This window comes from Streptomyces sp. Je 1-332, assembly GCF_040730185.1.
Lineage (GTDB): Bacteria > Actinomycetota > Actinomycetes > Streptomycetales > Streptomycetaceae > Streptomyces.
Genome location: NZ_CP160402.1, coordinates 3,867,122 through 3,889,160, shown reverse-complemented (window position 1 = coordinate 3,889,160; position 22,039 = coordinate 3,867,122). Strand labels below are relative to the sequence as shown.

Here is a 22,039-nt window from a genome sequence, read left to right as displayed (position 1 = left end):
CGATACCCCCTGGACATCCTCCAAACCGACGCAGAAGGTGAATTGGTGTCCTTTTTTGTGCGCGATGTCATGGGGTCAGACATTGACGATCCCAGTGAGAAGCAAATTCGGGGCCTCGTCGCAAGTCTGGAAACGGCGGCTGATGACGAACACACAGACGTTTCGCTGCAGCACGAGGTGGGATGGTGCCTCAGTGTTTTCGCAGACCGGACGCTGTGGTGGGAAAACGTCGAGGATTCCTCGGTCACTCCTCGTCGCGTCACGCTCGAATCCTGGGACGAGGTCGTCGAAACCCTCCTCAAGCTCTCCCGAGGAGACATTGAGGGAGTGAATCAGCTCGATTGGCAGGAGTGACCGGTTTGCGCCCCCGTGGGACCCGAGTGACGCTGAGCCTGCCAGGTGGCCGATCCGGAGGTTCAGCATGGGTTCCGTACGACGGGCTCTCGTGATGGTGCTGGTGCCGTTGCTCGTCGGAGTCTCGGCGGCCTGTGGTGGGTCCGGTAGCGGGACCGGTGAGGCGACCGCGCGGGCGCGGCCCGCGGAGTTGGCCTTCGCGCACCCCGGAGTCCTCGTCAGCAAGGCGCAGCTGGACCGCGTGCGCGCCCATGTCGCGGCGCGCGAGCAGCCCTGGCTGACGGCGTTCGAGCGGATGCGGGACAGCAAGTACGGCGCGGACGACTACCAGGCCAAGCCGTACGCCGTCGTCGAGTGCCCGCCCGGGGCCCGCGCCGGCCGGGGCTGCGTCGAAGAGCGCGAGGACGCCATCGCCGCGTACACGCAGGCCCTGCTCTTCAACGTCACCGGCGACCGCGCGCACGCCCGGAAGGCCGTGCAGATCATGGACGCCTGGGCGCGGGTGATCACCCGGCACACCGAGGCGAACGCGGGCCTCCAGACGGCCTGGGCAGCCTCCTCGTGGGCACGCGCCGCCGAAGCCGTGCGTTACACCTACGACGGCTGGACCGACGGCGAACTCCTGCGCTTCGAGCGGATGCTGCGCAACGCCTATCTGCCCCAAGTGCGCGAAGGCGCCGTCGATTTCAACGGCAACTGGGATCTCCTGATGGCGGACGCGACCATCAGCATGGCGGTCTTCCTCGACGACCACGAGTCCTTCGAGAAGGCGGTGACGCACTTCAGGACCCGGGTGCCCGCCTACTTCTACCTGGAGTCGGACGGCCCGCTTCCCGTCTCGCCCGCGGGCAGCGGCATCAACACTCCGGAGAAGCTCCAGAAGTACTGGTTCGGGCAGAAGACCTTCGCCGACGGGCTCTCCCAGGAGACGTGCCGGAACTTCAAGCACGCCAGCTACTCGCTCGCGGCCACCGCGCACATCGCGGAGACCGCCTGGCATCAGGGCGTCGACCTGTACGGCGAGGTCAAGGAGCGGCTACGGGCCGCGCTGGAATTCCACTCCACGTACCAGCTGGGCGCCAAGGCGCCCGACTGGCTGTGCGGCGGCCGGGTGCAGCGTGACATGGGGCCCGACACGGAGGTCGGCCTCAACCACCTGCGCGAGCGGCTGAAGCTGGACCTGCCCCAGACGCAGAGGCTCACGGTCGAGCAGCGGCCCGAGGGGACGGACGACCTGTTCGTCGCCTGGGAGACGCTGACGCACGCGGAGAACGCCTGAGCGGGCTGGGTGAGCGACCGCCGCGCAGCCGGTTCGCTTTCACTCCCTCTGATGGCGTAGAGTTGCATTCAACGGCGCGGGGTGGAGCAGCTCGGTAGCTCGCTGGGCTCATAACCCAGAGGTCGCAGGTTCAAATCCTGTCCCCGCTACTAAAAACCGAAGGCCCGGATCCAGAAATGGATCCGGGCCTTCGGTCTTTTCATGACCCGCTCGGCCCACACCGGTCGCCCCGAGCCGCCGCGCCGGGAACCCTGAGTGAGTGGGGCAGCGAGGAGGAAACGGCGGGGGCGGTAAGCGTCCCGATGTCCGGCACGAGCGGGCGCTCGTGCGGGCTCTCCCCCTGCTGCTCATCGTCGTCGGGATCGTCTACGACGCGTCGACCCCGCCCAGGTTCACCGCCGTGCCCCTCTTCACGGCCGCCCCGCTCGTCGCGGCGCCCTTCTACTCGCTGATCAGCACCGCCCTCATCGGCGTCGGCTCCTGCGCCGCGGTGCTCGCCCTGCACTTCAAGACCAGCACCACCACCGACGTCGAGGCCGTCACCGAACTGATCACGGTGGCGACCGTCGCCGTCCTCGCCGTCGTCATCAACCGCGTCGTGCGCCGCAGCGACAAGCAGCTCGCCTCCGCCCGCTCCATCGCCGAGGTCGCCCAGCGCGCCGTACTGCCGCAGCCGGACCCACGGATCGGCGGTCTCGACGTCGCGGCGCGGTACGAGGCGGCGGAGGCCGACGCCTTCATCGGCGGTGACCTGTACGCCGTGCAGGACACACCGCACGGCGTACGCGTCATCGTCGGCGACGTGCGGGGAAAGGGCATGGGCGCGGTGGCGGCCGTCGCCGTCGTGATCGGGGCGTTCCGGGAGGCCGCCGAGCAGGAGGCGACGCTGGAAGCCGTGGCACAGCGCCTGGAGCGCGCACTCGCGCGGGAGGGCACGCGGCGCGACGGGCTCGACGCCTTCGAGGGGTTCACCACCGCCGTGCTCGCCGAGATCCCGCACGGCGACGGTCTGGTGCGCCTGATCAACCGCGGGCACCCGGGGCCGCTGCTCCTGCGCGGTGACGGCCGGCTGTGCGTCCTGTCCGCCACCGAGCCCGCGCTGCCGCTCGGTATGGGAGAACTGGGCGCCTGGCCGGACCGCGCGGACGAGACGGAGTTCCCGCCGGGGGCGATGCTGCTGCTCTACACCGACGGGCTCTCCGAGGCGCGTGACGCCCGCGGCGAGTTCTACAACCCCGCCGCTCGGCTCGGCGGCCGGATCTTCCCGGGGCCGCACGGCCCCGACGCGCTCCTGGCGACACTCGTCGAGGAAGTGCGGCGGCACACCGGCGGCGGAGGGACCGACGACATGGCGCTGCTCGCGGTGCGGCGGCCGATGTCACCAGCCGTGACCGAAGGACACCACTCCGCATAACAACTGACGCACTGTCAAGGAAATGTGAAGCTCCGGTGTGTGAAGAAGTGAGGGCAACTCGCCCCGTTCCGGACCCCGGTGTCCCGATAAGTACGGGCCGAAGCCGCTAACGATCAGCCGGAACAGCTTGGAATACGGCCCTGCTGTCTATTAACGTTCGATAACGCAGCGCGGTCGTCCCAGCCGTCACTCGAGTCGGCTCCGTGCGCACGCGCCTAATCCCGAAAGGGAGCCGGGGAACCACTAATTGGGGTGAATCGGGCATCTGTGCATCCGTGCCAGATGTTCGTAGGAGACCTTCCTGCTCCGAACCCGTCAGCTAACCCGGTAGGCGAGAAGGAAGGAAAGGAGTGCGCCCCAGTGGCGTCCAACCGCCCTGCCCCCCAAGGCGTGTACGTACCGAATGATGACGATTTCGGTGGGTACGACGATGATTCTTCCTGGGAGGAATGGAACCCCACCGAGGAGTCCATCCGTCCCGTCCGCGGCAGGCACCGCGTCCACAAGCGGGGCGGCGGCGGGCTCGCCCGCAGCTCCACGGTTCTCGGCGTAGGCGTCATCGCCGCCGTCGGCGCGGGCGGCATGGCCACCGCGCAGGGCGGCAAGCCCCCGGTGGCCATCGAGATGCCGGACGTCTCGGCCGTCACGGACTCGCTGCCGGAGGCCAAGTCGCTTCCGGGCGTGGGGGCCTTGATATCCGATGGCTCCGACGACTCCGCCGCCGCGGGCCAGAACGTGGCCGTGGCCGCAGCGCCTCTCAGCGCCGCCGGTGTCAGCACCACCGACGCCGAGCAGGGCACCACGGACGCGGGCGAGGCACTGCGGGCCCGCATCATGGAGCAGGCCGAGAACCAGCAGGACCAGGCGGACGACGCGGTCCAGAAGGCGGCCGAAGAGGCTGCCGTCAAGGAGGCCGCCGCGCAGGCCGCCGCCAAGCAGACCGCGGCCGAGAAGAAGATCGCCGCCGAGAAGGCAGCCGCGAAGAAGAAGGCCGAGGCGGAGCGCCTGGCCAAGCTCGCGAAGAGCTACACCCTTCCCGTCGCCTCGTACACGCTCACCGGTACCTTCGGTCAGCCCGGCTCCATGTGGTCCTCCGGCTACCACACCGGCCTGGACTTCGCGGCTCCGACGGGCACGCCCATCAAGGCCGTCCACTCCGGCACCATCAAGGAGGCCGGCTGGGCGGGGGCGTACGGCTACCGCACGGTCCTCGAACTCGACGACGGCACCGAGGTCTGGTTCTGCCACCAGTCCTCGATGAACGTCAGCGCGGGCCAGAAGGTCACCACCGGCGAGACCATCGGCCGTGTCGGAGCCACCGGCAACGTCACCGGCGCGCACCTCCACATGGAGGTCCACCCGGGCGGCGACGCCACCGGGGTCGACCCGGCGGCGTGGCTGCGCGGCAAGGGCCAGTCCCTCTGATTCCTCTGACCCCTCTGATCCCTCTGATCTCTCTGAGGTAATCCGGAACCCCGGCGGTCCTGGCGACAACCCCCCGACGTCAGGGCTGCCGGTTCGGCGTGCCCGCTGCCCGTGCACGGATGGAATCGGCGTCCCGGTGGGCGGAATTCCGTGGTCCGTACAGGCGTTGAGCCCCGTATGACTTCTCTCCGCAAGCTTGGCTCGTCCGACCTCGAGGTCTTCCCGCTCGCCCTGGGCGGCAACGTCTTCGGCTGGACGGCCGACGAGGCGCAGTCCTTCTCCGTGCTCGACGCGTACACCGCCGCGGGCGGCAACTTCGTCGACACCGCCGACGTCTACTCGGCCTGGGTGCCCGGCAACGAGGGCGGCGAGTCCGAGACGGTCATCGGCAACTGGCTCGCCGCGCGCGGCAACCGCTCCGACGTCGTGCTCGCCACCAAGGTCGGCGCACACCCCGACTACAAGGGCCTGTCCGCGAAGACCATCAAGTCCGGAGTCGAGGAGTCGCTGCGCCGCCTGCGCACCGACTACATCGACCTCTTCTACACGCACTACGACGACCCGGCCGTCTCCGTCGAGGAGATCATCGGCGCCCTCGACGAGCTGGTGACGTCCGGCAAGGTGCGCGCCATCGCCGCGTCGAACGTGACCCCCGAGCGGCTCCAGGAGTTCCTCGACTTCTCCGACCGCGAGGGCCTCGCGCGCTACTCCGTCCTTCAGCCGCACTACAACCTCGTCTCGCGCGACACGTACGAGGGCCCGCTGGAGCAGGTCGCCTCGCGCTCCGGCCTGGCCGCCGTCCCGTACTACGCGCTCGCCTCCGGCTTCCTGACCGGCAAGTACCGCCCGGGAGCGCAGGTCGACAGCGCGCGGGCCGAGGGCGCGGGCAAGCACCTGGACACCGACCGTGGTCTGCGCGTGCTCGCCGCCCTCGACGAGATCGCCCAGGCGCGCGGCGCCGAGCTCGCGACCGTGGCCCTCGCGTGGCTCGCCGCGCAGCCGACGGTGGCGGCGCCGATCGCCTCGGCCCGTACGGTCGAACAGCTGCCCGCGCTGCTCGCGGTGGGAGAGCTCGAACTGACGGAGGCCGAGGTCTCGGCGCTCACGGCGGCTTCCGCCTAGCCGCGATAGGGGTTGTACGCGGGGTAGGGCATCGCCGGCTGGGCGTACGGATATCCGTACGGGTGCTGCTGGGGGTGGGGCTGTTGGTATCCGTACGGCTGCTGGTGTCCGTGTGGCTGCCGGTATCCGTAGGGAGGCGGCATCGGTACGAGCACCGGTGCCGTCGCCTGCGCCGCGTAGGCCAGGGCGGGCCGGGCGGCCTCGCGGCGCTCCCACAGCGCGTGCAGCAACTCCCGCTCCCGCACGACGAAGTCGGCGCCCGCCTTGCCCCGGCGCCCGCGGTGGCGCAGGAGCGCGAGAGACGTCGCGTACGTCTCGTACTGCGCGACCGTGCGCGCCGCCGCCTTGCCCTGGGTGTACGAGGCGTAGTCGCGGGCGAGGGTGCGGGCGCGCATCGTGCCGAGGGCGTAGGGCTCGGGCGCGGTGAGCCAGCCGGCGATGGCGTACGCGGGCAGTTCGGCGCGCACGATGCGCAGGCCGCGCTGCCTGATCCAGATCACCAGCCAGGTGAGCAGTCCGAACGCGGGGAGCATGAACGTCGCGTACACGGCGAAGAAGCCGTAGTCCCCGAAGCCGGCCGAGCCGTTCCACAGGGCGTGCAGGCCCATCGCGAGGAGCAGTCCGCCGAGGGGGAGCACGACGCGGCGCCAGTTCTGCCGGTCGGCGCTGAGGGCGGCGACACCGAAGCCGATGCCGGTGAGCACCGTGAACAGCGGGTGCGCGAAGGGCGACATCACGACGCGCACGAAGAAGGTCGCCGCCGTCACGGACGCGAGCCCGGTGCCGCCGTTGAGCTGGTCGGCGCCGAAGGCGCTGCCGAGATAAAGGATGTTCTCGGTGAACGCGAAGCCGGTCGCGGTCACTCCGGCGATCACCACGCCGTCGACGATGCCGGTGAACTCGCGTCTGCGGAAGAGGAAGACGAGCAGGACGGCCGCTGCTTTCGCGCTCTCCTCGACGATCGGCGCTATGACCGTGGCGCCGAGGGTGTCCGCGCTGGTGGGGTCAGCCGTGGCGGTGGCTATCCAGCGGGTCGCGAAGCTGTTCGCGACGATGGCTATGAGGGCGGCGGCGCAGGCCCCCCAGGCGAAGGCGAAGAGCAGATTCCGCCAGGGGCCCGGCTGGACCCGTTGCAGCCAGCGGAAGGCGGCCACCAGGAGCGGCACGGGCAGCGTCGCGAGGCCGAGCCCGACCAGGAAGCCTTCGGTGCCGGTCTGTTCCCTGACCAGGGCCAGGATGACGAGGCCCGACAGGGCGAGCAGGGTGACCAGGGCGGCCGCGCGTATCGCCCGGCGTTGCCACCAGCGCGCGTGCCGCAGCCCGGCGGGCCCTGCGGGGGGCGTCGGGTGCGGGAGCGGAGAAGGGGTGGCCACCCGTTGACCCTAACGAGGGACGGGGGTGGGCCGCGACGGTGCCTCGGGCCAGGTGGCCGGTATCTCAGTCCTGGCCGGGTATCTCAGTCCTGCTGTCGGGCGTCTCGGCCTTACCTGCCGGATGTCCGGCGGAACAGCAGGTCGTGGACGACGTGTCCCTTGTCCAGGCCCTGGCCCTCGAAGCGGGTGAGGGGGCGGAAGGAGGGGCGGGGCGCGTACCCGCCGTCGGGCTGGGTGTTCTCGAACGCGGGGTGCGCGGTGAGCACGTCCAGCATCTGCTCGGCGTACGGCTCCCAGTCGGTCGCGCAGTGCAGCAGGGCGCCGGGCTTGAGGCGGGGTGCGGCGAGGTCGAGGAAGTCGGGCTGGATGATGCGGCGCTTGTGGTGGCGGGCCTTGGGCCAGGGGTCGGGGAAGTAGACGCGGAGGCCGTCGAGGGAGCCGGGCGGGAGCATTTCGCGGAGCAGGATGACGGCGTCGCCGTTCGCGACGCGGATGTTGGTGAGGTTGTTCCGCTCGGCGAGGCCGAGGAGGTTTCCCTGGCCCGGGGTGTGCACGTCCACGGCGAGGATGCCGGTGTCGGGGTCGTCGGCGGCCATCTGGGCGGTGGCCTCGCCCATGCCGAAGCCGATCTCCAGTACGACGGGGAGCTCGGCTTGCTCGGTGCCGAACAGCTCGACGAGGTCGAGCATGCGCTGTCCGTCGATGTCCAGGCCCCACTTGGGCCACAGCCGCTGGAGCGCGTCCGCCTGGCTTGTGGTGACGCGGCTCCTGCGGGGCTGGAAGCTGCGGATCCTTCGCTCGAAGTGTGAGCCCGCGGGGTCGGGCGAGGGCCCGTCGGGGAAGCGGGGCTCGCCCTTCGGGCGGGGGGCGCTGGGGGTGGTGGGTGAGTCAGACACAGTGGGGGGATTTTATCTGTCCCCAACCCCACCCCTTCCCGAAAACTCGCTCGGCGCGAGGGCCTCGGTGGCCGTCATCACCGGCTCCGCCGAGTTCGTCCTCAAACGCCGGACGGGCTGAGAACGAATTCCGCTGCGGGGCAATCGGGTGGGTGGGCGGGAAAATTAGCCCCTCCGGCGTTTGAGGAGCGGGGGTCTGGGGGCGGAGCCCCCAGTTTCGGGAAGGGGCGGGATTGGGGAATGCCCCGCAGGGCCCGCCCCTACAGCAGCGCCAGCACCCGCCGAGCCACCGCCCGCCCGATAGGGAGCGAGGCCGTCGCCGCAGGCGAAGGGGCGTTCAGGACGTGCACGGCACGCGCACCCTCCCGGATGAGGAAATCGTCCACCAGCGTCCCGTCACGCAAGACGGCCTGCGCCCGCACCCCCGCCGCCACCGGCACAAGATCATCCGAGGTCACCGCGGGCAGCAGCCTCCGCACGGCCGTGGTGAACGCCTCCTTGGAGAAGGAGCGCCGCAGCTCCCCCGCCCCGTACCGCCAGTGCCGCGAGGCCATCCGCCAGGCCCCCGGCCAGCCCAGCGTGCCCGCCACCTCCAGTGGCCGCACCACACCCCAGCCGTACCCCTCGCGGGCCAGCGCCGGCACGGCGTTCGGACCCACGTGGACCCCGCCGCCGATGCCCCGCGTCAGATGCACCCCGAGGAAGGGGAAGGCCGGGTCCGGGACCGGATACACCAGGCCCCGCACCAGATCGGGCCGCGCCAGGTCGAAGTACTCCCCCCGGAAGGGCACGATCCGCATCCCGGGGTCGTCACCGGCCAGCATCGCCACCCGGTCGCAGTGCAGTCCCGCGCAGTTGACCAGGACCTTTCCCCGCACCACCGAGCCGTCGGCCGTGCGGACGGCCACCCCGAGCGTCGCGCGCCGGTCGATGCGGACGACCTCCGCCCCGTACCGCACATCCGCCCCGGAGGCGTCCGCCAGGTGCTCCGCCACCGAGCCGTAGTCACAGATCCCCGTCGTGCCGACCTGGATCGCGGCGAGGCCCCGCACCTCCGGTTCGTACTCCGCGATCTGGGCGGGGCCCAGCTCCCGCACCGGAATGCCGTTCTCCCTGCCGCGCTGGACGAGTGCGTGCAGGCGGGGCAGCTCGGAGCGCTCCGTGGCGACGATGAGCTTGCCGGTGACCTCGTGCGCGATGCCGTACTCCGCGCAGAACTTGACCATCTCGGCGGCGCCCCGCACCGCGTACCGCGCCTTCAGGGAGCCGGGGCGGTAGTAGATCCCGCTGTGGATCACCCCGCTGTTGCGGCCCGTCTGGTGCCTCGCGGGGCCGGACTCCTTCTCCAGGACGGTGACCCGCGTCCCCGGCGCCGCGCGCGTGATGGCATACGCCGTCGACAGACCGACGATCCCGCCGCCGATCACCAGCACATCGCAGTCGTACGCCACGGCTCGGACCATCCCGCATCACCTCCCACCCCGATAGTGCACTGCGCCACTGACAACGCCCTCAAACCCGGCGAGGACCGCAGGGTTACAAGGGGCGTAAATGCCGTTGCCGATCCGGCGGTGCGCGGAGGCCCGTGGAGCATGGAGGGGGCGGGCTACGCGGGGGCCACGAGCAGCGGCCGGGCCCGCTCGCGCAGCTCCACCACCCGCGGCTCGTCCCCGTACGGCTCCAGGCGGTGCAGCAGGTCCTTCACGTACTCCGTGGTCCGCGCGGACGAGATGCGTCCCGCGACCTCCAGGGCGCGTGTGCCCTGTTCGCAGGCCGCGTCGAGGTTCCCCGACTCCAGCTCCGCGACCGCCGACACCACGAGCCGCAGGCCGTGCGAGCGCACGTACTCCTCCGTCGGCCGGGACAGCGCCTGCTCCGTGAAGCGCCGCACCTGGCGGGGTGCCTTGAGGTCGCGATAGCACTCGGCGGCGTCCGCCGCGAAGCGGTCGTATCCGTAGAAACCGAGCCATGAGGGGTCGTTGTCACCCTCCCTGGCCCGCTCCAGCCAGCCCTCGGCCGCCCGGAGTGCGGCTCCCGCCGCCTGCGCGTCGTTGGCGCGCGCGTGTGCGCGTGCCTCGACGAGGCGGAAGAAGCTCATCGTGCGTGCGGTGGCCAGACCGCGGTTGCGCTCCAGGGCCGCCTGCGCGAGGTCGACGCCCTCGTCGCCGAAGCCGCGGTAGGTCGCCTGGAGGGACATGGAAGCAAGGACGTACCCCCCTAAGGGGACGTCGGCCGCCGCGCGGGCCAGGCGCAGGGCCTGGATGTAGTACCGCTGGGCGGCCTCCTGCTGGCCGGTGTCGAAGGCCATCCACCCTGCCAGGCGGGTCAGTTCGGCCGACGCCCCGAAGAGCGAGCGGCCCACCTCGTCCGAGTACGAACCGAGCAGCAGGGGCGCCGCCTCGACCCGCAGGCACTCCGGGACCATCGACGAACGCCAGTCGCCGCCCCCGTACTTGGAGTCCCAGCGCCGGGCGTCCTCGGCGGCCTCCCGCAGTTTCACCACGTCACTGTGGCCGACCTTCATCGGGTGCCCGCTGTTCGCGCCGTCATCGGGATGGACCAGCTCGCGGGGCTCGTCCAGGATGACGTCGCGGGCGACCGAGCTGTCGGCCGGGGTTATCAGCCAGCGCGAGGCCGGGGTCGCGTACGCGCTCACCGCGAAGGAGCCGGCGAGCGACTGCCAGATGCCGCCGGTGCCCGCGCGCCTGCCCGCCAGGTCGAGGCGGTAGAGCTCGGTCGCCGACTTCACCGCGGCGCCCACGTCGCGCGGGAAGGCGAGGCCCACCTCAGGCGCGGGATCGGCGTCGGCGAGCCCGATCTCGTGCAGCGGAACGGGGCGGCCGAGCTTCTGCCCGATGGCCGCGGCGATGAGGTGCGGGGCGGCGCCCTGCGGCACCATGCCCTTGGACACCCACCGGGCCACCGACGTCTTGTCGTATCGAAGCGTCAACCCGCGTTGTGCGCCGAGGTCGTTGACCCGGCGGGCGAGTCCCGCATTGCTGATTCCCGCGAGGGCGAGAACGGTGCCGAGTTTTTCGTTCGGCCCGCGTTGCTCCCTGGACATGCGCCACCCCTCGACACAGACGGCTGCCGTGCGATGGCTTGACCGCGCGGCATTCGTGCTGCGTTCCCCCAGGGGCAGCGGCGTCCGCGACTACGACCGCCGTGGCCCGGAACCTCGGCCGCAAGAGCATTTGGCCGAGCCCCCAGGTATATGCCTCCGCGAAAACATCAGCACACACAGCGTAGTTCGCCGAATCCCAAGCGTTAAGAGGCGTAGTTCCGTATGGCGAGATTGTTGCCGGTAGGGGAGCGGGTGAGTGGCCAGGTGTGCTCCGGGTGTGTGGCCGTGCGCCTGCGTGTGCGCTCTTCACCGGCCATAAGGGGAGCGCTTCCATTGACGATGCGTGGGTCGGCCCGCTGCGCTGGAGTCAGCGGGCTGGGGGACACCGCCGCCTTCATCCCCGCGGGCGGCGGACCGGTCCGGGGGGCGAACGCCGCCTCCCGGACTGTGTGTTGCCTTTTACGGTTCCGGCACGCGAGCTTCATCCGCCGATTTGGCCGAAAATCGCCTCCTTGGAGGCCGGGGCAGTGCGCCCCCGCAGGACGAATAGGGCATGGTCGCGCCCTTCAAGTACCGCTCCCCCGGGGCAGATCAACGGGAGCGTGAGCACCCCCGTAGCCACTCCCGCGCGCCTCCTTCGTGGCAGCATGGGACCCCAGTTCTTCGATGCACTGGTTGTCCACAGCCTGTGGAGGCAACGATGCGGTGGTTGGTGGGGTGGAGCAGCACTGCCGCGAAGCCTTCGGTGGTGGGCTCGGCCGGGGCCACCGGTGAGAACGGCGAGACCGTTCACCCCGTGGGCTCCCAACTCCTCTGGGGTGACCCGGATCCGCTGTGGGCGGTGGGTGACTGGCGCGCGGACGAGGTGCGCACGGTGCAGGCCGACGCGCAGACGCGCATCGCGGTGCTCGGCACCTGCGGGGCGAGCGACGAGGAGCTCAGGGTCGGTCTGTTCGCTGCCCGGGGCGGCGCCCTGCGGCACCTGACCGCGTGGTCCGGGAGCTACACCGCGGTGGTCCAGATCGGGCGGCGCGTCATGGTCGCCGGCGACCTCGCGGGCGCGCGCCCCGTCTTCTACACCCCCTGGGCCGCGGGCACCGCCTACGCGACGGCCGCGCTGCCGCTCGCCGACCTCATCGAGGCCCACCTGGACATCGGCCACCTCGCGGCGCTCCTGGCGGCGCCCGATGTGCCGGAGGCGCTGCAGGACTCGACGCCCTACCAGGGCGTGCGCCGTGTGCCACCGGGGCACGCGCTGATCCTGCGCGCGGGCGCCAGGGAGATCGCCGGGTACGAGCACGTGGCGTCCCTCGCGGTCGCCGCGCCCGCCGCCGATGCCACCGCCGCGGTGGACGGCGTCCGTGACGCCCTCGTGGAGGCCGTACGCGCACGGCTCGGCGCACCGCGGCACGTCCCCGGAGCCTCGGAGGTCGACCCCGGGCCCGTGCCCGGCATGGGTCCCGCCGAACGGCGCGCGGCGCGCGGGATGCCGGTGCCCGGCATCGGCGCCGACCTCTCCGGGGGGCCCGCGTCCGGCACGCTCGCGCTGCTCGCGGCGGGCCTCCCGGGGATGCCCGGTACGGTCCTCGGGCACGGCACGGGCGCGGGGGAGCGGCTCCTCGCCGTCACGTTCAACGACCTCGCGATCAACGGCCGCGAGGCCGAGCTGGAGCGTGCGGGCGCCATCGCGGCCAATCCCCGCCTGCATCACGTGGTGGTCGCCGCCGGTGAAGAGGCCCTCCCGTACGCGGACTTGGACGGCCCTCTGACGGACGAGCCGAGCGCCACCCTCGTCACGGCCCAGCGCCACCGTGCGCGGCTCTCCTCGGGCAGCGCGGACCACTTCACGGGGTATGGCGCGCGGCAGGTGCTCGACGCGCATCCGGCGCGCCTCGCCGACCTCCTGATGGACCGCAGACGGCGCCATCTGGTGCGTCCTGTCGCTGCGTTGGCGAAGGCGGACGGCTCCCCGGGCTCCGTCATGGTCCCCGCGCGCGTGTACGGCGCCGCGCGCAAGCTCTCCCGGATGTCCTACCGCGCGGGCGTCGACTCGCTCGCCGAGCGTCTCCTCCAGCGCCGCTTCGACGAGCCGGGCGGGGCGGTGGGGGCGTCCCTCGCCGCTCTCGCGTGGGCGAGACCGGGGCCCGCGGCGCGGTGGCTCACGGGCGAGGCCCTCGCTGAAGTATCGGTTCGTCTCCAGGACATGACCGGGCGTCCCGGCGCGGGGCCCGGTCAGCGCCCCGGGGAGTTCCGTGCCCGCGCGGCACTCGCCCGGCACGCGGCCGACCTGCGCGTCCTGGAACAGGCCGCCGAGGTCCGCTTCCAGCGCCTGCACGCGCCCTTCCTGGACAACCAGGTGGTCCGGGCCTGCCGCGCACTCCCCGTCGCCCTGCGCGTCCAGCCGGGGGCGCGCGCGGCGATCCTGCGTACGGTCCTCGAAGGCGCCGGAGTGGCCGAACTGCCGTCCGGCTGGGGCGCTCCGTCCCACGCGTCGTCCCAGGCGGCGGCGCGGACGGGCCTGCGAGTGGCGGTGGACGACCTGCTGTCCCTCTTCGACACGCCCCTGCTCGCCCAGGCGGGCCTGGTGGAGGCCCGCGTGGTCCGCAAGGCGCTGCGGGCGGCGGCAGAGGGAGAACCACTGCCCCTGGACGGCCTGGCGGACCTGGTCTCCACGGAGCTGTGGCTGCGCCGCCTGCTGTCCCGCCGGGGGACGTGCTGGACGGGCACGCCCGCGCGGCAGAGAGCTGTCCCTACGGGGAGCGTCGCGCCGCAGAGGGGGGCTCTGGGGGCGGGGCGGTAGGAAGTTCAGCCCGTCCGGCGTTTGAGGACTAACTCGGCGGAGCCGGTGATGACGGCGCCCAAGGCCCCCGCGCAGCGGGTTTTCGGGAAGGGGCGGGGTTGGGGAAATGAAAACCCCCGCGCCCCACCCCGGCCCACCGGCGAGAATGGCCCCGTGCGGTACAGAATCCTGGGCGCCACCGAGGCGTACGACGAACAAGGGGTGCCCCTGCCCGTGGGGGGCCGAAGACTCCGCGCGCTGCTGGCGGCCCTCGCGCTCCGGGCCGACCGCACCGCCCCCGTGGAGACCCTCATCGCCGAGGTGTGGGCCGAGGACGAACCCCCGGCCGACGCCCCCGCCGCCCTCCAGGCCCTCATCGGCCGCCTCCGACGCGCTCTCGGCAAGGCAGCCATCTCCTCGGCCCCCGGCGGCTACCGCCTCACCGCCACCCCCGAGGACATCGACCTGCACCGCTTCGAACGTCTCGTACGCGAGGGGAGGTCGGCCCTCGAACAGCACGACCCGGAGTCAGCCGCCAACACCCTCGGTGAGGCACTCTCCCTGTGGCACGGCCCCGCCCTCGCCGATCTGCCCGACCGCAGCGCGGCCACCCGCCCCGAAGCGCTGCGCGCCGAGGCGACCCGCGCCCGCATCGAGGCGCGGCTGCTCCTGGGCCACGCCTCCGACCTCGTACCGGAGCTGCGAGGGCTCACCGCCGCGCAGCCGTACGACGAGGCGCTGCACGCCCTGCTGATCCGCGCCCTGCGTGACGCGGGCCGCGGCGGCGACGCCCTCGCCGCCTACGAGAACGCGCGCCGCACGCTCGCCGATGGGCTCGGCGCCGACCCGGGGCGGGAACTGCGGGCGCTGCACGCGGAGTTGCTGGACCCGGGCGGCCAAGGCGACCGGGGCGACCCGGGCGACCCCGGCGAACCGGCCGGGGCAGCCGGGGCAGCCGGAGCAGCCGCGCTCATCACCGACGGGGACGCGCGTCCGGAGCGGAGAGGCAACCTCCGGCCCCGTCTGACCTCCTTCGTCGGCCGGGAACCCGAACTCGCCGCCATCCGTTCAGACATGAGACGAGCCCGCCTGGTCACCCTCACCGGACCGGGCGGCTCCGGCAAGACCCGCCTCGCCGAGGAAGCCGCCGCCGGGCATCCACAGGCATGGCTGGCCGAGCTCGCCCCGCTCGACCGGCCCGAGGCGGTTCCGGGAGCTGTCGTCAGCGCCCTGGGTCTGCGCGAGACCGCGCTGATGACCAGCGAGATGACGGTCACGCAGGACGACCCTGCCGCCCTGCTCGTCGAGTACTGCGCCCCGCGCAGCCTGCTCCTGCTCCTTGACAACTGCGAACATGTCATCGGCGCCGCGGCCGAGCTGGCCCAGACCCTCCTCACGCACTGCCCGGACCTCACGGTCATCGCCACCAGCCGCGAACCCCTCGGCGTACCGGGCGAGTTCGTCCGCCCCGTCGAGCCCCTGCCACCGGACCCGGCGCACCGCCTCTTCACCGAGCGCGCCACGGCCGTGCGCCCGGACTTCAGCCCGGAGGAGGACGCCGAGGCCGTCGCCGAGATCTGCCGCCGACTCGACGGCCTCCCGCTCGCCATCGAGCTGGCCGCGGCCCGCCTGCGCCTGCTCTCCCCCCGGCAGATCGCCGACCGTCTCGACGACCGCTTCCGCCTCCTCACCAGCGGCAGCCGCACGGTCCTGCCCCGCCAGCAGACCCTGCGGGCCGTCGTCGACTGGTCCTGGGAGCTGCTCGACGAGCCCGAGCGGACGGTGCTGCGCGAGGTGTCCGTCTTCGCGGGCGGCTGGGACATCGAGGCGGCCGAAGCGGTCTGCACCGGACCCGCCGCCGACCTCATCGGCGCCCTCGTGGACAAGTCGCTGCTCATCGCCGAGCCCACGTCCAGGGGCGACATGCGCTACCGCATGCTGGAGACCATCCACGAGTACGCCACCGAGCGAGCCGCCGAGACCCCCGAGCTCCGCGCCGCCGCGGGCCGCCACCACACCGCGTACGTCCGTGCGCTGGTCGAAGAGGCCGAGCCGCTGCTGCGATCGGCGGAACAACTCCCGTGGATCCAGCGCCTGGAGACGGAGCTGGACAACATCCGTGCGGCTCTGCAGCGCGCCATCGAGTCCCGTGAGGGCGAGGACGCCCTGGCCATCGCCTTGAGTGTGGGCTGGTTCTGGTCCATGCGGAACTACCGCAGAGAGGGCGCGAGCTGGGTCGCCGGCATCCTGCGCCTCGCACCGCCGATGCCGCCCGACGGGCCCGACGGCATCCCCGAGGACACGGGCGACCCGCTCCACTGGCCCTGGATGAGCCTGCGGCTGCTGCACTTCTTCCTGATCGCGGAGTCGAAACCGACGGAGGCTCTGACGAGTGAGGACGACCGCGCGAGCGTCCGGCGGCTGCGGAACGCCTTCGCACAGCCGGTGCCGGCGGCGGCCCGCTTCCCCGGGCTGATCTGGCCGTTCACCGCGTACTTCCTGGAGGGACCCGACGCGGCGAGGCCCGGCCTGGACGACGTGGTCGCCAACTGCCGGAGGTACGGCGGTGACTGGGAGATCGGCGTCGGCCTGATGTTCCGCACGCATCAGGCCGTCGACGCCCCGGGCAACCTCTCCGGTGTCGACGAGGATCTCGCGGAGCTGCGGGAGCTGAGCAGTCGCGCGGGCGACCGCTGGATGCGCGCCCAGGTGTCCAGCGCGGCGGGCGAGGCCGCGATGGCACGCTGTCTGCACGCGGAGGCACGCGTCGAGTACGACGAAGCGCTGCGGCTCGCCTACGAGGTGGGCGCCTACGCCGAGACGCCCTTCCTGATCGCCCGCCTCGCCGAGATCGCGTACCGCGACGGCGACCGCGACCTGGCGGCGAAGGCCCTCCACGAGGCGGGCATCGAGGCCGACCGGTACGGGGTGTCGGACTCATGGGCGTTCATCCGGACGCTTCAGGCCCTGATGGCGTTGGACGACGGCGAAGCCGCCAAGGCCCGCGCGCTGTTCGAGGCGGCACGCGTCGACGCCGAGCGTGGCACGCCGCCACCGCAGTTCATCGCGGCGCTGCGGGGCCTCGAGGCCAAGGTCGTGGCCGCCGAGTCGGGCCCGGCGCAGGCACTGCCGCTGCTCGCCGGCGGCCTGCGGGGGGCGCTCGACAGCCGGTGCGCGGAGCTGGTCATCGCGGCGTTGGTGGAGGGAGGAGCCGCCCTGGTGAGCAGGCTCGGTGACCATCCCCGTGCGGTTCGCCTGCTCGCCCTGAGCACCCGGCTGCGGAGCGGCAACCCACGCCCGATGCCGGAACTGGCCGACGCCGAGCGGGTCGAGACGGCCGCGCTCGTCGCCCTCGGTCCGACGCGGTACGAGACCGAGCGCGCGGCGGGAGCCGAACTCACCGCCGCCGACGCGCTCGTGGAGCTGAGCTGAACCGCGCGTGCGTGTGTGAACCGAGCCGAACCACGGTTACGTACAGCCGAACAGCCGAACCGCGGTTACGTACAGCCGTACAGCCGAACCGCGCCTACGTACAGCGGAAGCGTGACTGCGCCCAGTCCGCGAGCGCGGCCGAGTGGAACGGCGTGTGCGGTTCGACGACCAGGCGGATCGTCTTGCGCCCGGTCAGGTTCACCTGCACCGGCACCGCCGGGTCCCCGCCCTCGATGAGCGGCGAACGCCACAGCCGCGCACTGTCGCCGAAGACCGAGAACCGCACCTTGCCGAGGCCCATCGTCATGTCATCGACGCCGACGACCGCGTCGTACGACGAGCACGCGCGGTTCAGGTCGATGGTGACGGAGGACTGGCCGTGGACGGTCACGCCGTGGCCGTACCGCCTGTCGGCGATGGACATGCCGGACCGCTGCCAGACCCAGCTGCTCTCGCCGAGCCGCATCTCGGGCTTGGTGCCGTCGCCGACGATGCCGTACTGCAACTCGCTCCACTGGTAGTCGGCCGGGGCGGGCGGCGGCGGAGGAGGCGGCTTCGGCTTCGGCTCGGACGGCGTGGGAGTCGGCGTCGGCTTCGGGGCGGGCGGCTCGGGCTCCGGAGTGGGCGTCGGCTTCGGCTTCGGCTTTTCGGGAGCGGGCTTCGGCGGCGGCTTCGGCTTCGGCTCGGAGACCGGCTGCTCGGGCGGCGGCTTCGGTTTGGGCTTCGGGGGCGGCGGCTTGTCCGGCTCGGCGGGTTCGGCGGCCGGCGGGGGCTTCTCGGCGCTCGGCAGATCCTTGGGCTTGTCCCCGCCGCCCGCGGTGAGGGCGAGCGCGGCGGCCGCGGCGGCGACGACCACGGCAGCCGCGATACCGGCCTTCGCGGGCGCGCCGAGCCCCTCGGACGCGGCCGCACCGCCCGCCGCGCCACCGGACGAGCCACCGCCGGCCGCCGCCGCGCCCGCCGCTCCGGCGCCCGCGGCACCACCGCCGACGAGGGCGGCCACCTTCGCGTACCCGGCGGCGCCGAACCAACCGATGACGGCGATCGGCACGACGCCGGGAATACCGCTGGCCACTTCCTTGATCTGGCCTGCGGCAAGGCGGCACTTGGCGCACTCCTCCAAGTGCTTGCGCAGGCCGCGCTCGGCCCGGGTGCGCAGACTGCCGCGCGCGTAGGCACCGAGGCGGTCTGCGTACCGCGCGCACTCCCCGTTCTCGGTGAGGGTGGTGCTCACATGGGCCTGGAGATACGCCTCCTTCAGGCCCTCGCGCGCCCGCTTGGCGAGCACGCGGGTGCCGTTGGCGTCGAGCCCGAAGAGCGTCGCGACGTCGCTCGGGGACTCGTCCTCGATCTCCGTGTGCCACAACACGGCCTGCCAGCGCTCCGGAAGGCTCCGGAACGCCTGCATGGCCATGGACTGCTCGGCCTCGTGCATCGCGCGCACGTCCGCGCCCAGATCCAGGCCCGCTCCGAAGGAGCTGATGGACGCGGTGTCATCGGAGACCTCGGAGCTGCGCGAGGCCTGCGCCGCGAACACCGCGAAGTCCTCGACCAGTTGCTCGCGCTTCGCCGACTTCGTCCATCCCGCGGCGACGCGGCGCACCGTGGTGAGCAGATAGGCGCGCACCGCGTACTCGGGTCCGCTGCCGCCGCGCACCGCCTGCAGCATCCGCGCGAAGACCTCGGCCGTGAGGTCGTCGGCGGTGTGCGCGTCCCGGCAGCACGTGCGGGCATACCGGCGGACGGCTTCGGCGTGCCGTCGGTACAGCTCCTCGTACGCGGTGTCGTCGCCCGCCCGCATCCGGGTGATCAGGTCGCTGTCGGCCGGCGGACCGTCGCCGGGTACGAGAGCTGCGGCCTCGGTCGGCGGGAGGGGCGCCGCGGCTTCGGTCCGGGAGCCCTCCCGCTGTGGCGGAACGCTCGGATCCGCGCCGCCGGGACCGCTGCCCACACCGTTGGGACCGTCGCCGGGCACGGGCCCGCCCTGATTCGGAACCTGACGGGGAGACAGCCCCGCGGCGTCCTCGCCCAAGGCGGAGGACGACTCGTCCCGCCCGTCACCACTCATCGCGGAAGCCCCCGCTTGCACACTCGGACCCGGCCATCCGGGAAAGAGTGCCACACGGTTTTGCCACGACGGACGGCGATGACGGGCAACCACCCTTCCGGGGTGATTTCCCGTAACCGAGCACTACCGTTCACCCATTCGGGGAAGGCTCAACCGCCGTGTTTCTCGCGGCAGTTGAGCCCCCTCCGTGACGAACTTGTGCAGACCGTGTGCCTCTGCGTGCCGTGCCGTGCCGGCTCAGGCCGAGGGGCGCGAGCGCAGCCCTTCCAGCAGGATGTCGAGCAGCCGCGAGGACGCCGCCGCCTGCTGCGCCGCGTCCGGCAGCGAGGGCGCCGCCGTGGCTATCACCAGGAGCACGTCCGACACGGTCACGTCCGCGCGCAGCTCGCCCGCGGCGCGCGCCCGCTCCACGAGGCGCCCGACGACGTCCAGGAGCGCGACCGCCCCCGGGTCGACGGCCGCCGACTCCTGCGCCGGGGCCGAGCGCTGCTCAACGAGCCGCAGCTCGGGGCCGGCCTGAGCCGCCTGCCGCTGCTGCGGCACGCGCGCCTCTTCGTCCCGTCCGCCCGCGATCTCGTCGGCGACGCCCACCCGCAGCACCTGGGGCGGCAGGAGCCGCCCCGCACCCGACGCGACGGACGTCCGCAGGAAGCGCGAGAGCGCCGACCACGGTTCGTCCTCCTGCCCGAGCGCCGAGCGCGCCTGGTCGGTCAGCCGGGAGGTCTCCTCCTCGGCTATGCGCCGCACCAGCACGTCCTTGCTGGGGAAGCGGCGGTAGACCGTGCCGACGCCGACCCGTGCGCGCCGGGCCACGTCCTCCATCGGCGCGCCGTAACCCAGCTCGCCGAAGACCTCGCGCGCCGCGCGGAGCACGTGCTCGAGATTGCGCTGTGCGTCCACCCGCAGCGGCGTCGAACGCGGTCCGTCCCCCATGTCGCGTCCGTTCCCGCTGGTGGCGATGGCTGAAGCCGACGCCGTAGTCGAAGTCCAGTGAGATTCCTGAATATGCATACGCGTTCCCCCGGTAATGACGTCTCCCCCCGGAGACACTCCCCGCCATTGGCAACCGGAGCGTGAGGAGCGAGCCCGATTCCGGGTCCCGTAGCTGGACCCGACGAGCGCATCCCCCGACACCCCGACGACACACGAACATAGTTGAGCCAGAGTCAATTCAGAAGAGGCGGGTTCCGCACGGACCGCCCCCCGATCGGAGTACGCACCGATTCCGACCCGATTGCACCCCTGTGCTTTCCCCCTTTCCCCCCTCCTGACCTGCGGTTCAGGCCCGAGCGGCGGCCAGGCCTGGACGGCGCGTCGCGCACCACGACCGGTCACACAAATTGTCGAGCCTGTGGACAAACTCAAGAGCTGCGTGCGTCATGGGATGGTGAAGGAACCTGTGCGCATTCTCGTTGTGGGCGGCGGATACGTCGGCATGTACACCGCGCTGCGCCTCCAGCGGAAGCTGAAGCCGGAGCTGAAGCGGGGCGAAGCGGAGATCGTGGTGGTGACGCCCGATCCCTATATGACCTATCAGCCGTTCCTGCCCGAAGCCGCCGCCGGCTCCATCTCGCCGCGCCACGTCGTGGTCCCCCTCCGTCGCGTCCTTGACAGATGCCGGATCGTCATCGGCGAGGTCAAGACGGTCGACCACGCCAAGCGCACGGCCTCCTTCACCACGCTCGCCACCGCGGACGAGGGCTCGGGCGCCGTCGAGATCACGTACGACGAGATCGTCCTCGCCCCCGGGTCCATCTCGCGCACCCTGCCCGTCCCGGGTCTCGCCGACCACGGTGTCGGCTTCAAGACCGTCGAAGAGGCCATCGGGCTGCGCAACCACGTCATCGAACAGATGGACATCGCCTCGTCGACCCGCGACCCCGCGGTCCGCGACGCGGCCCTCACCTTCGTCTTCGTCGGCGGTGGTTACGCGGGCGTGGAGGCTCTCGGCGAGCTGGAGGACATGGCCCGCTATGCCGCGCGGTACTACCACAACGTCAAGGCCGAGGACATGAAGTGGATCCTCGTCGAGGCCTCCGGGCGGATCCTCCCCGAGGTCGGCGAGGAGATGGGCAAGTACACGGTCAGTGAGCTGCGGCGCCGCAACATCGACGTACGCCTGGAGACCCGTCTCGACTCGTGCGAGGACCGGGTCGCCGTCCTGAGCGACGGCTCGCGCTTCCCCACCCGCACGGTCGTGTGGACCGCGGGCGTCAAACCGCACCCGGTGCTCGCCGCGACCGACCTGCCGCTGAACGAACGCGGCCGCCTCGACTGCACCGCACAGCTGCGGGTGAACGGCCACGCGCACGCGTGGGGCGCGGGAGACGCGGCAGCCGTCCCGGACGTCACGGCCGACGAGCCCGGCAGGGAATGCGCCCCCAACGCCCAGCACGCCGTACGCCAGGCCAGGACACTCGGCGACAACATCGCCGCGTCCCTGCGCGAACAGCCCCTCAAGGAGTACACGCACAAATACGTGGGCTCGGTCGCGTCCCTGGGGCTGCACAAAGGTGTCGCACATGTCTACGGACGGAAACTGAAGGGCTACCCTGCCTGGTTCATGCACCGCGTCTACCACCTGAGCCGCGTGCCCACCGTCAACCGCAAGTCCCGGGTGCTCGCCGAATGGGTCCTGTCCGGCCTGTTCAAACGCGAGATCGTCTCCCTAGGGTCGCTCGAACATCCGCGTGCGGAGTTCGAACTCGCGGCCGGGGGCGGCAGCCCGAAGGAGTCCTCCTGACCGGAGGCAGGAACTCCCCGCACCACACCGGCGTCTGACGGATGTCAGTCCGGTCGGCCAGACTGTTCGTGTGACCATGGGCGGGCCAGG

At 72.0% G+C, this 22,039-nt stretch carries 14 protein-coding genes, 1 tRNA gene and 1 riboswitch; of the genes, 9 read left to right on the top strand and 6 right to left on the bottom strand.

Annotated features, from left to right (window positions below; translation table 11 throughout):
• Positions 1–45: 45 nt before the first annotated feature.
• The 6 genes from ABXJ52_RS17485 (at position 46) to ABXJ52_RS17460 (ending at position 5,594) form a co-directional block, all read left to right on the top strand.
• Positions 46–354, top strand: coding sequence for a hypothetical protein (locus ABXJ52_RS17485; RefSeq protein WP_367043539.1), 309 nt, complete (start codon positions 46–48; stop codon positions 352–354).
• A gap of 67 nt (positions 355–421) precedes the next feature.
• Positions 422–1,633, top strand: coding sequence for an alginate lyase family protein (locus ABXJ52_RS17480; protein WP_367043538.1), 1,212 nt, complete (start codon positions 422–424; stop codon positions 1,631–1,633).
• 75 nt (positions 1,634–1,708) lie between these two features.
• Positions 1,709–1,782: transfer RNA gene (locus tag ABXJ52_RS17475), tRNA-Met, on the top strand.
• Positions 1,783–1,892: 110 nt separating this feature from the next.
• Positions 1,893–3,047 (top strand): PP2C family protein-serine/threonine phosphatase, encoded by a 1,155-nt coding sequence (locus ABXJ52_RS17470; protein WP_367043537.1) that lies wholly within the window; start codon positions 1,893–1,895, stop codon positions 3,045–3,047.
• 202 nt (positions 3,048–3,249) lie between these two features.
• A riboswitch (cyclic di-AMP (ydaO/yuaA leader) is annotated at positions 3,250–3,396 on the top strand.
• Between the two features lie 11 nt (positions 3,397–3,407).
• Positions 3,408–4,472, top strand: a complete 1,065-nt coding sequence (locus tag ABXJ52_RS17465) for a M23 family metallopeptidase (protein ID WP_367043536.1) — start codon at positions 3,408–3,410, stop codon at positions 4,470–4,472.
• A 177-nt stretch (positions 4,473–4,649) separates the two neighbouring features.
• Complete coding sequence (locus ABXJ52_RS17460; protein WP_367043535.1) at positions 4,650–5,594, top strand: aldo/keto reductase; 945 nt, start codon at positions 4,650–4,652, stop codon at positions 5,592–5,594.
• Here the strand turns inward: ABXJ52_RS17460 and ABXJ52_RS17455 are convergent.
• The 4 genes from ABXJ52_RS17455 to ABXJ52_RS17440 all read right to left on the bottom strand — a co-directional run bounded on the left by ABXJ52_RS17455 (position 5,591) and on the right by ABXJ52_RS17440 (position 10,927).
• Positions 5,591–6,967 carry a PrsW family glutamic-type intramembrane protease gene (locus ABXJ52_RS17455; RefSeq protein ID WP_367043534.1) on the bottom strand — a complete coding sequence of 459 codons (1,377 nt, stop codon included), beginning with the start codon at positions 6,965–6,967 and terminating at the stop codon, positions 5,591–5,593. The genes ABXJ52_RS17460 and ABXJ52_RS17455 overlap by 4 nt on opposite strands.
• 110 nt (positions 6,968–7,077) lie before the next feature.
• A complete protein-coding gene (gene trmB / locus ABXJ52_RS17450; RefSeq protein WP_367043533.1) occupies positions 7,078–7,863 on the bottom strand; it encodes a tRNA (guanosine(46)-N7)-methyltransferase TrmB in 786 nt (261 codons plus the stop codon).
• Positions 7,864–8,123: 260 nt separating this feature from the next.
• Positions 8,124–9,326, bottom strand: a complete 1,203-nt coding sequence (gene lhgO / locus ABXJ52_RS17445; RefSeq protein WP_367043532.1) for an L-2-hydroxyglutarate oxidase — start codon at positions 9,324–9,326, stop codon at positions 8,124–8,126.
• Between the two features lie 143 nt (positions 9,327–9,469).
• A complete protein-coding gene (locus ABXJ52_RS17440) occupies positions 9,470–10,927 on the bottom strand; it encodes an MFS transporter (protein WP_367043531.1) in 1,458 nt (485 codons plus the stop codon).
• Between the two features lie 700 nt (positions 10,928–11,627).
• Between ABXJ52_RS17440 and ABXJ52_RS17435 the strand changes: the two genes are divergently transcribed.
• Complete coding sequence (locus ABXJ52_RS17435; protein WP_367043530.1) at positions 11,628–13,727, top strand: asparagine synthase-related protein; 2,100 nt, start codon at positions 11,628–11,630, stop codon at positions 13,725–13,727.
• A 153-nt stretch (positions 13,728–13,880) separates the two neighbouring features.
• Positions 13,881–17,138 carry a BTAD domain-containing putative transcriptional regulator gene (locus tag ABXJ52_RS17430; RefSeq protein ID WP_367043529.1) on the top strand — a complete coding sequence of 1,086 codons (3,258 nt, stop codon included), beginning with the start codon at positions 13,881–13,883 and terminating at the stop codon, positions 17,136–17,138.
• A 94-nt stretch (positions 17,139–17,232) separates the two neighbouring features.
• Here the strand turns inward: ABXJ52_RS17430 and ABXJ52_RS17425 are convergent, their stop codons facing one another.
• On the bottom strand, positions 17,233–19,206 hold the full coding sequence (locus ABXJ52_RS17425) for a sigma-70 family RNA polymerase sigma factor (protein WP_367043528.1): 1,974 nt from the start codon (positions 19,204–19,206) through the stop codon (positions 17,233–17,235).
• Positions 19,207–19,443: 237 nt separating this feature from the next.
• Positions 19,444–20,217, bottom strand: a complete 774-nt coding sequence (locus tag ABXJ52_RS17420) for a helix-turn-helix domain-containing protein (RefSeq protein ID WP_367043527.1) — start codon at positions 20,215–20,217, stop codon at positions 19,444–19,446.
• A gap of 373 nt (positions 20,218–20,590) precedes the next feature.
• Here ABXJ52_RS17420 and ABXJ52_RS17415 point away from each other — a divergent pair, with 373 nt between their 5' ends.
• The gene (locus ABXJ52_RS17415; RefSeq protein ID WP_367043525.1) at positions 20,591–21,949 is read left to right on the top strand and encodes an NAD(P)/FAD-dependent oxidoreductase; all 1,359 of its coding nucleotides are present in this window, start codon (positions 20,591–20,593) and stop codon (positions 21,947–21,949) included.
• Positions 21,950–22,039: the final 90 nt, after the last annotated feature.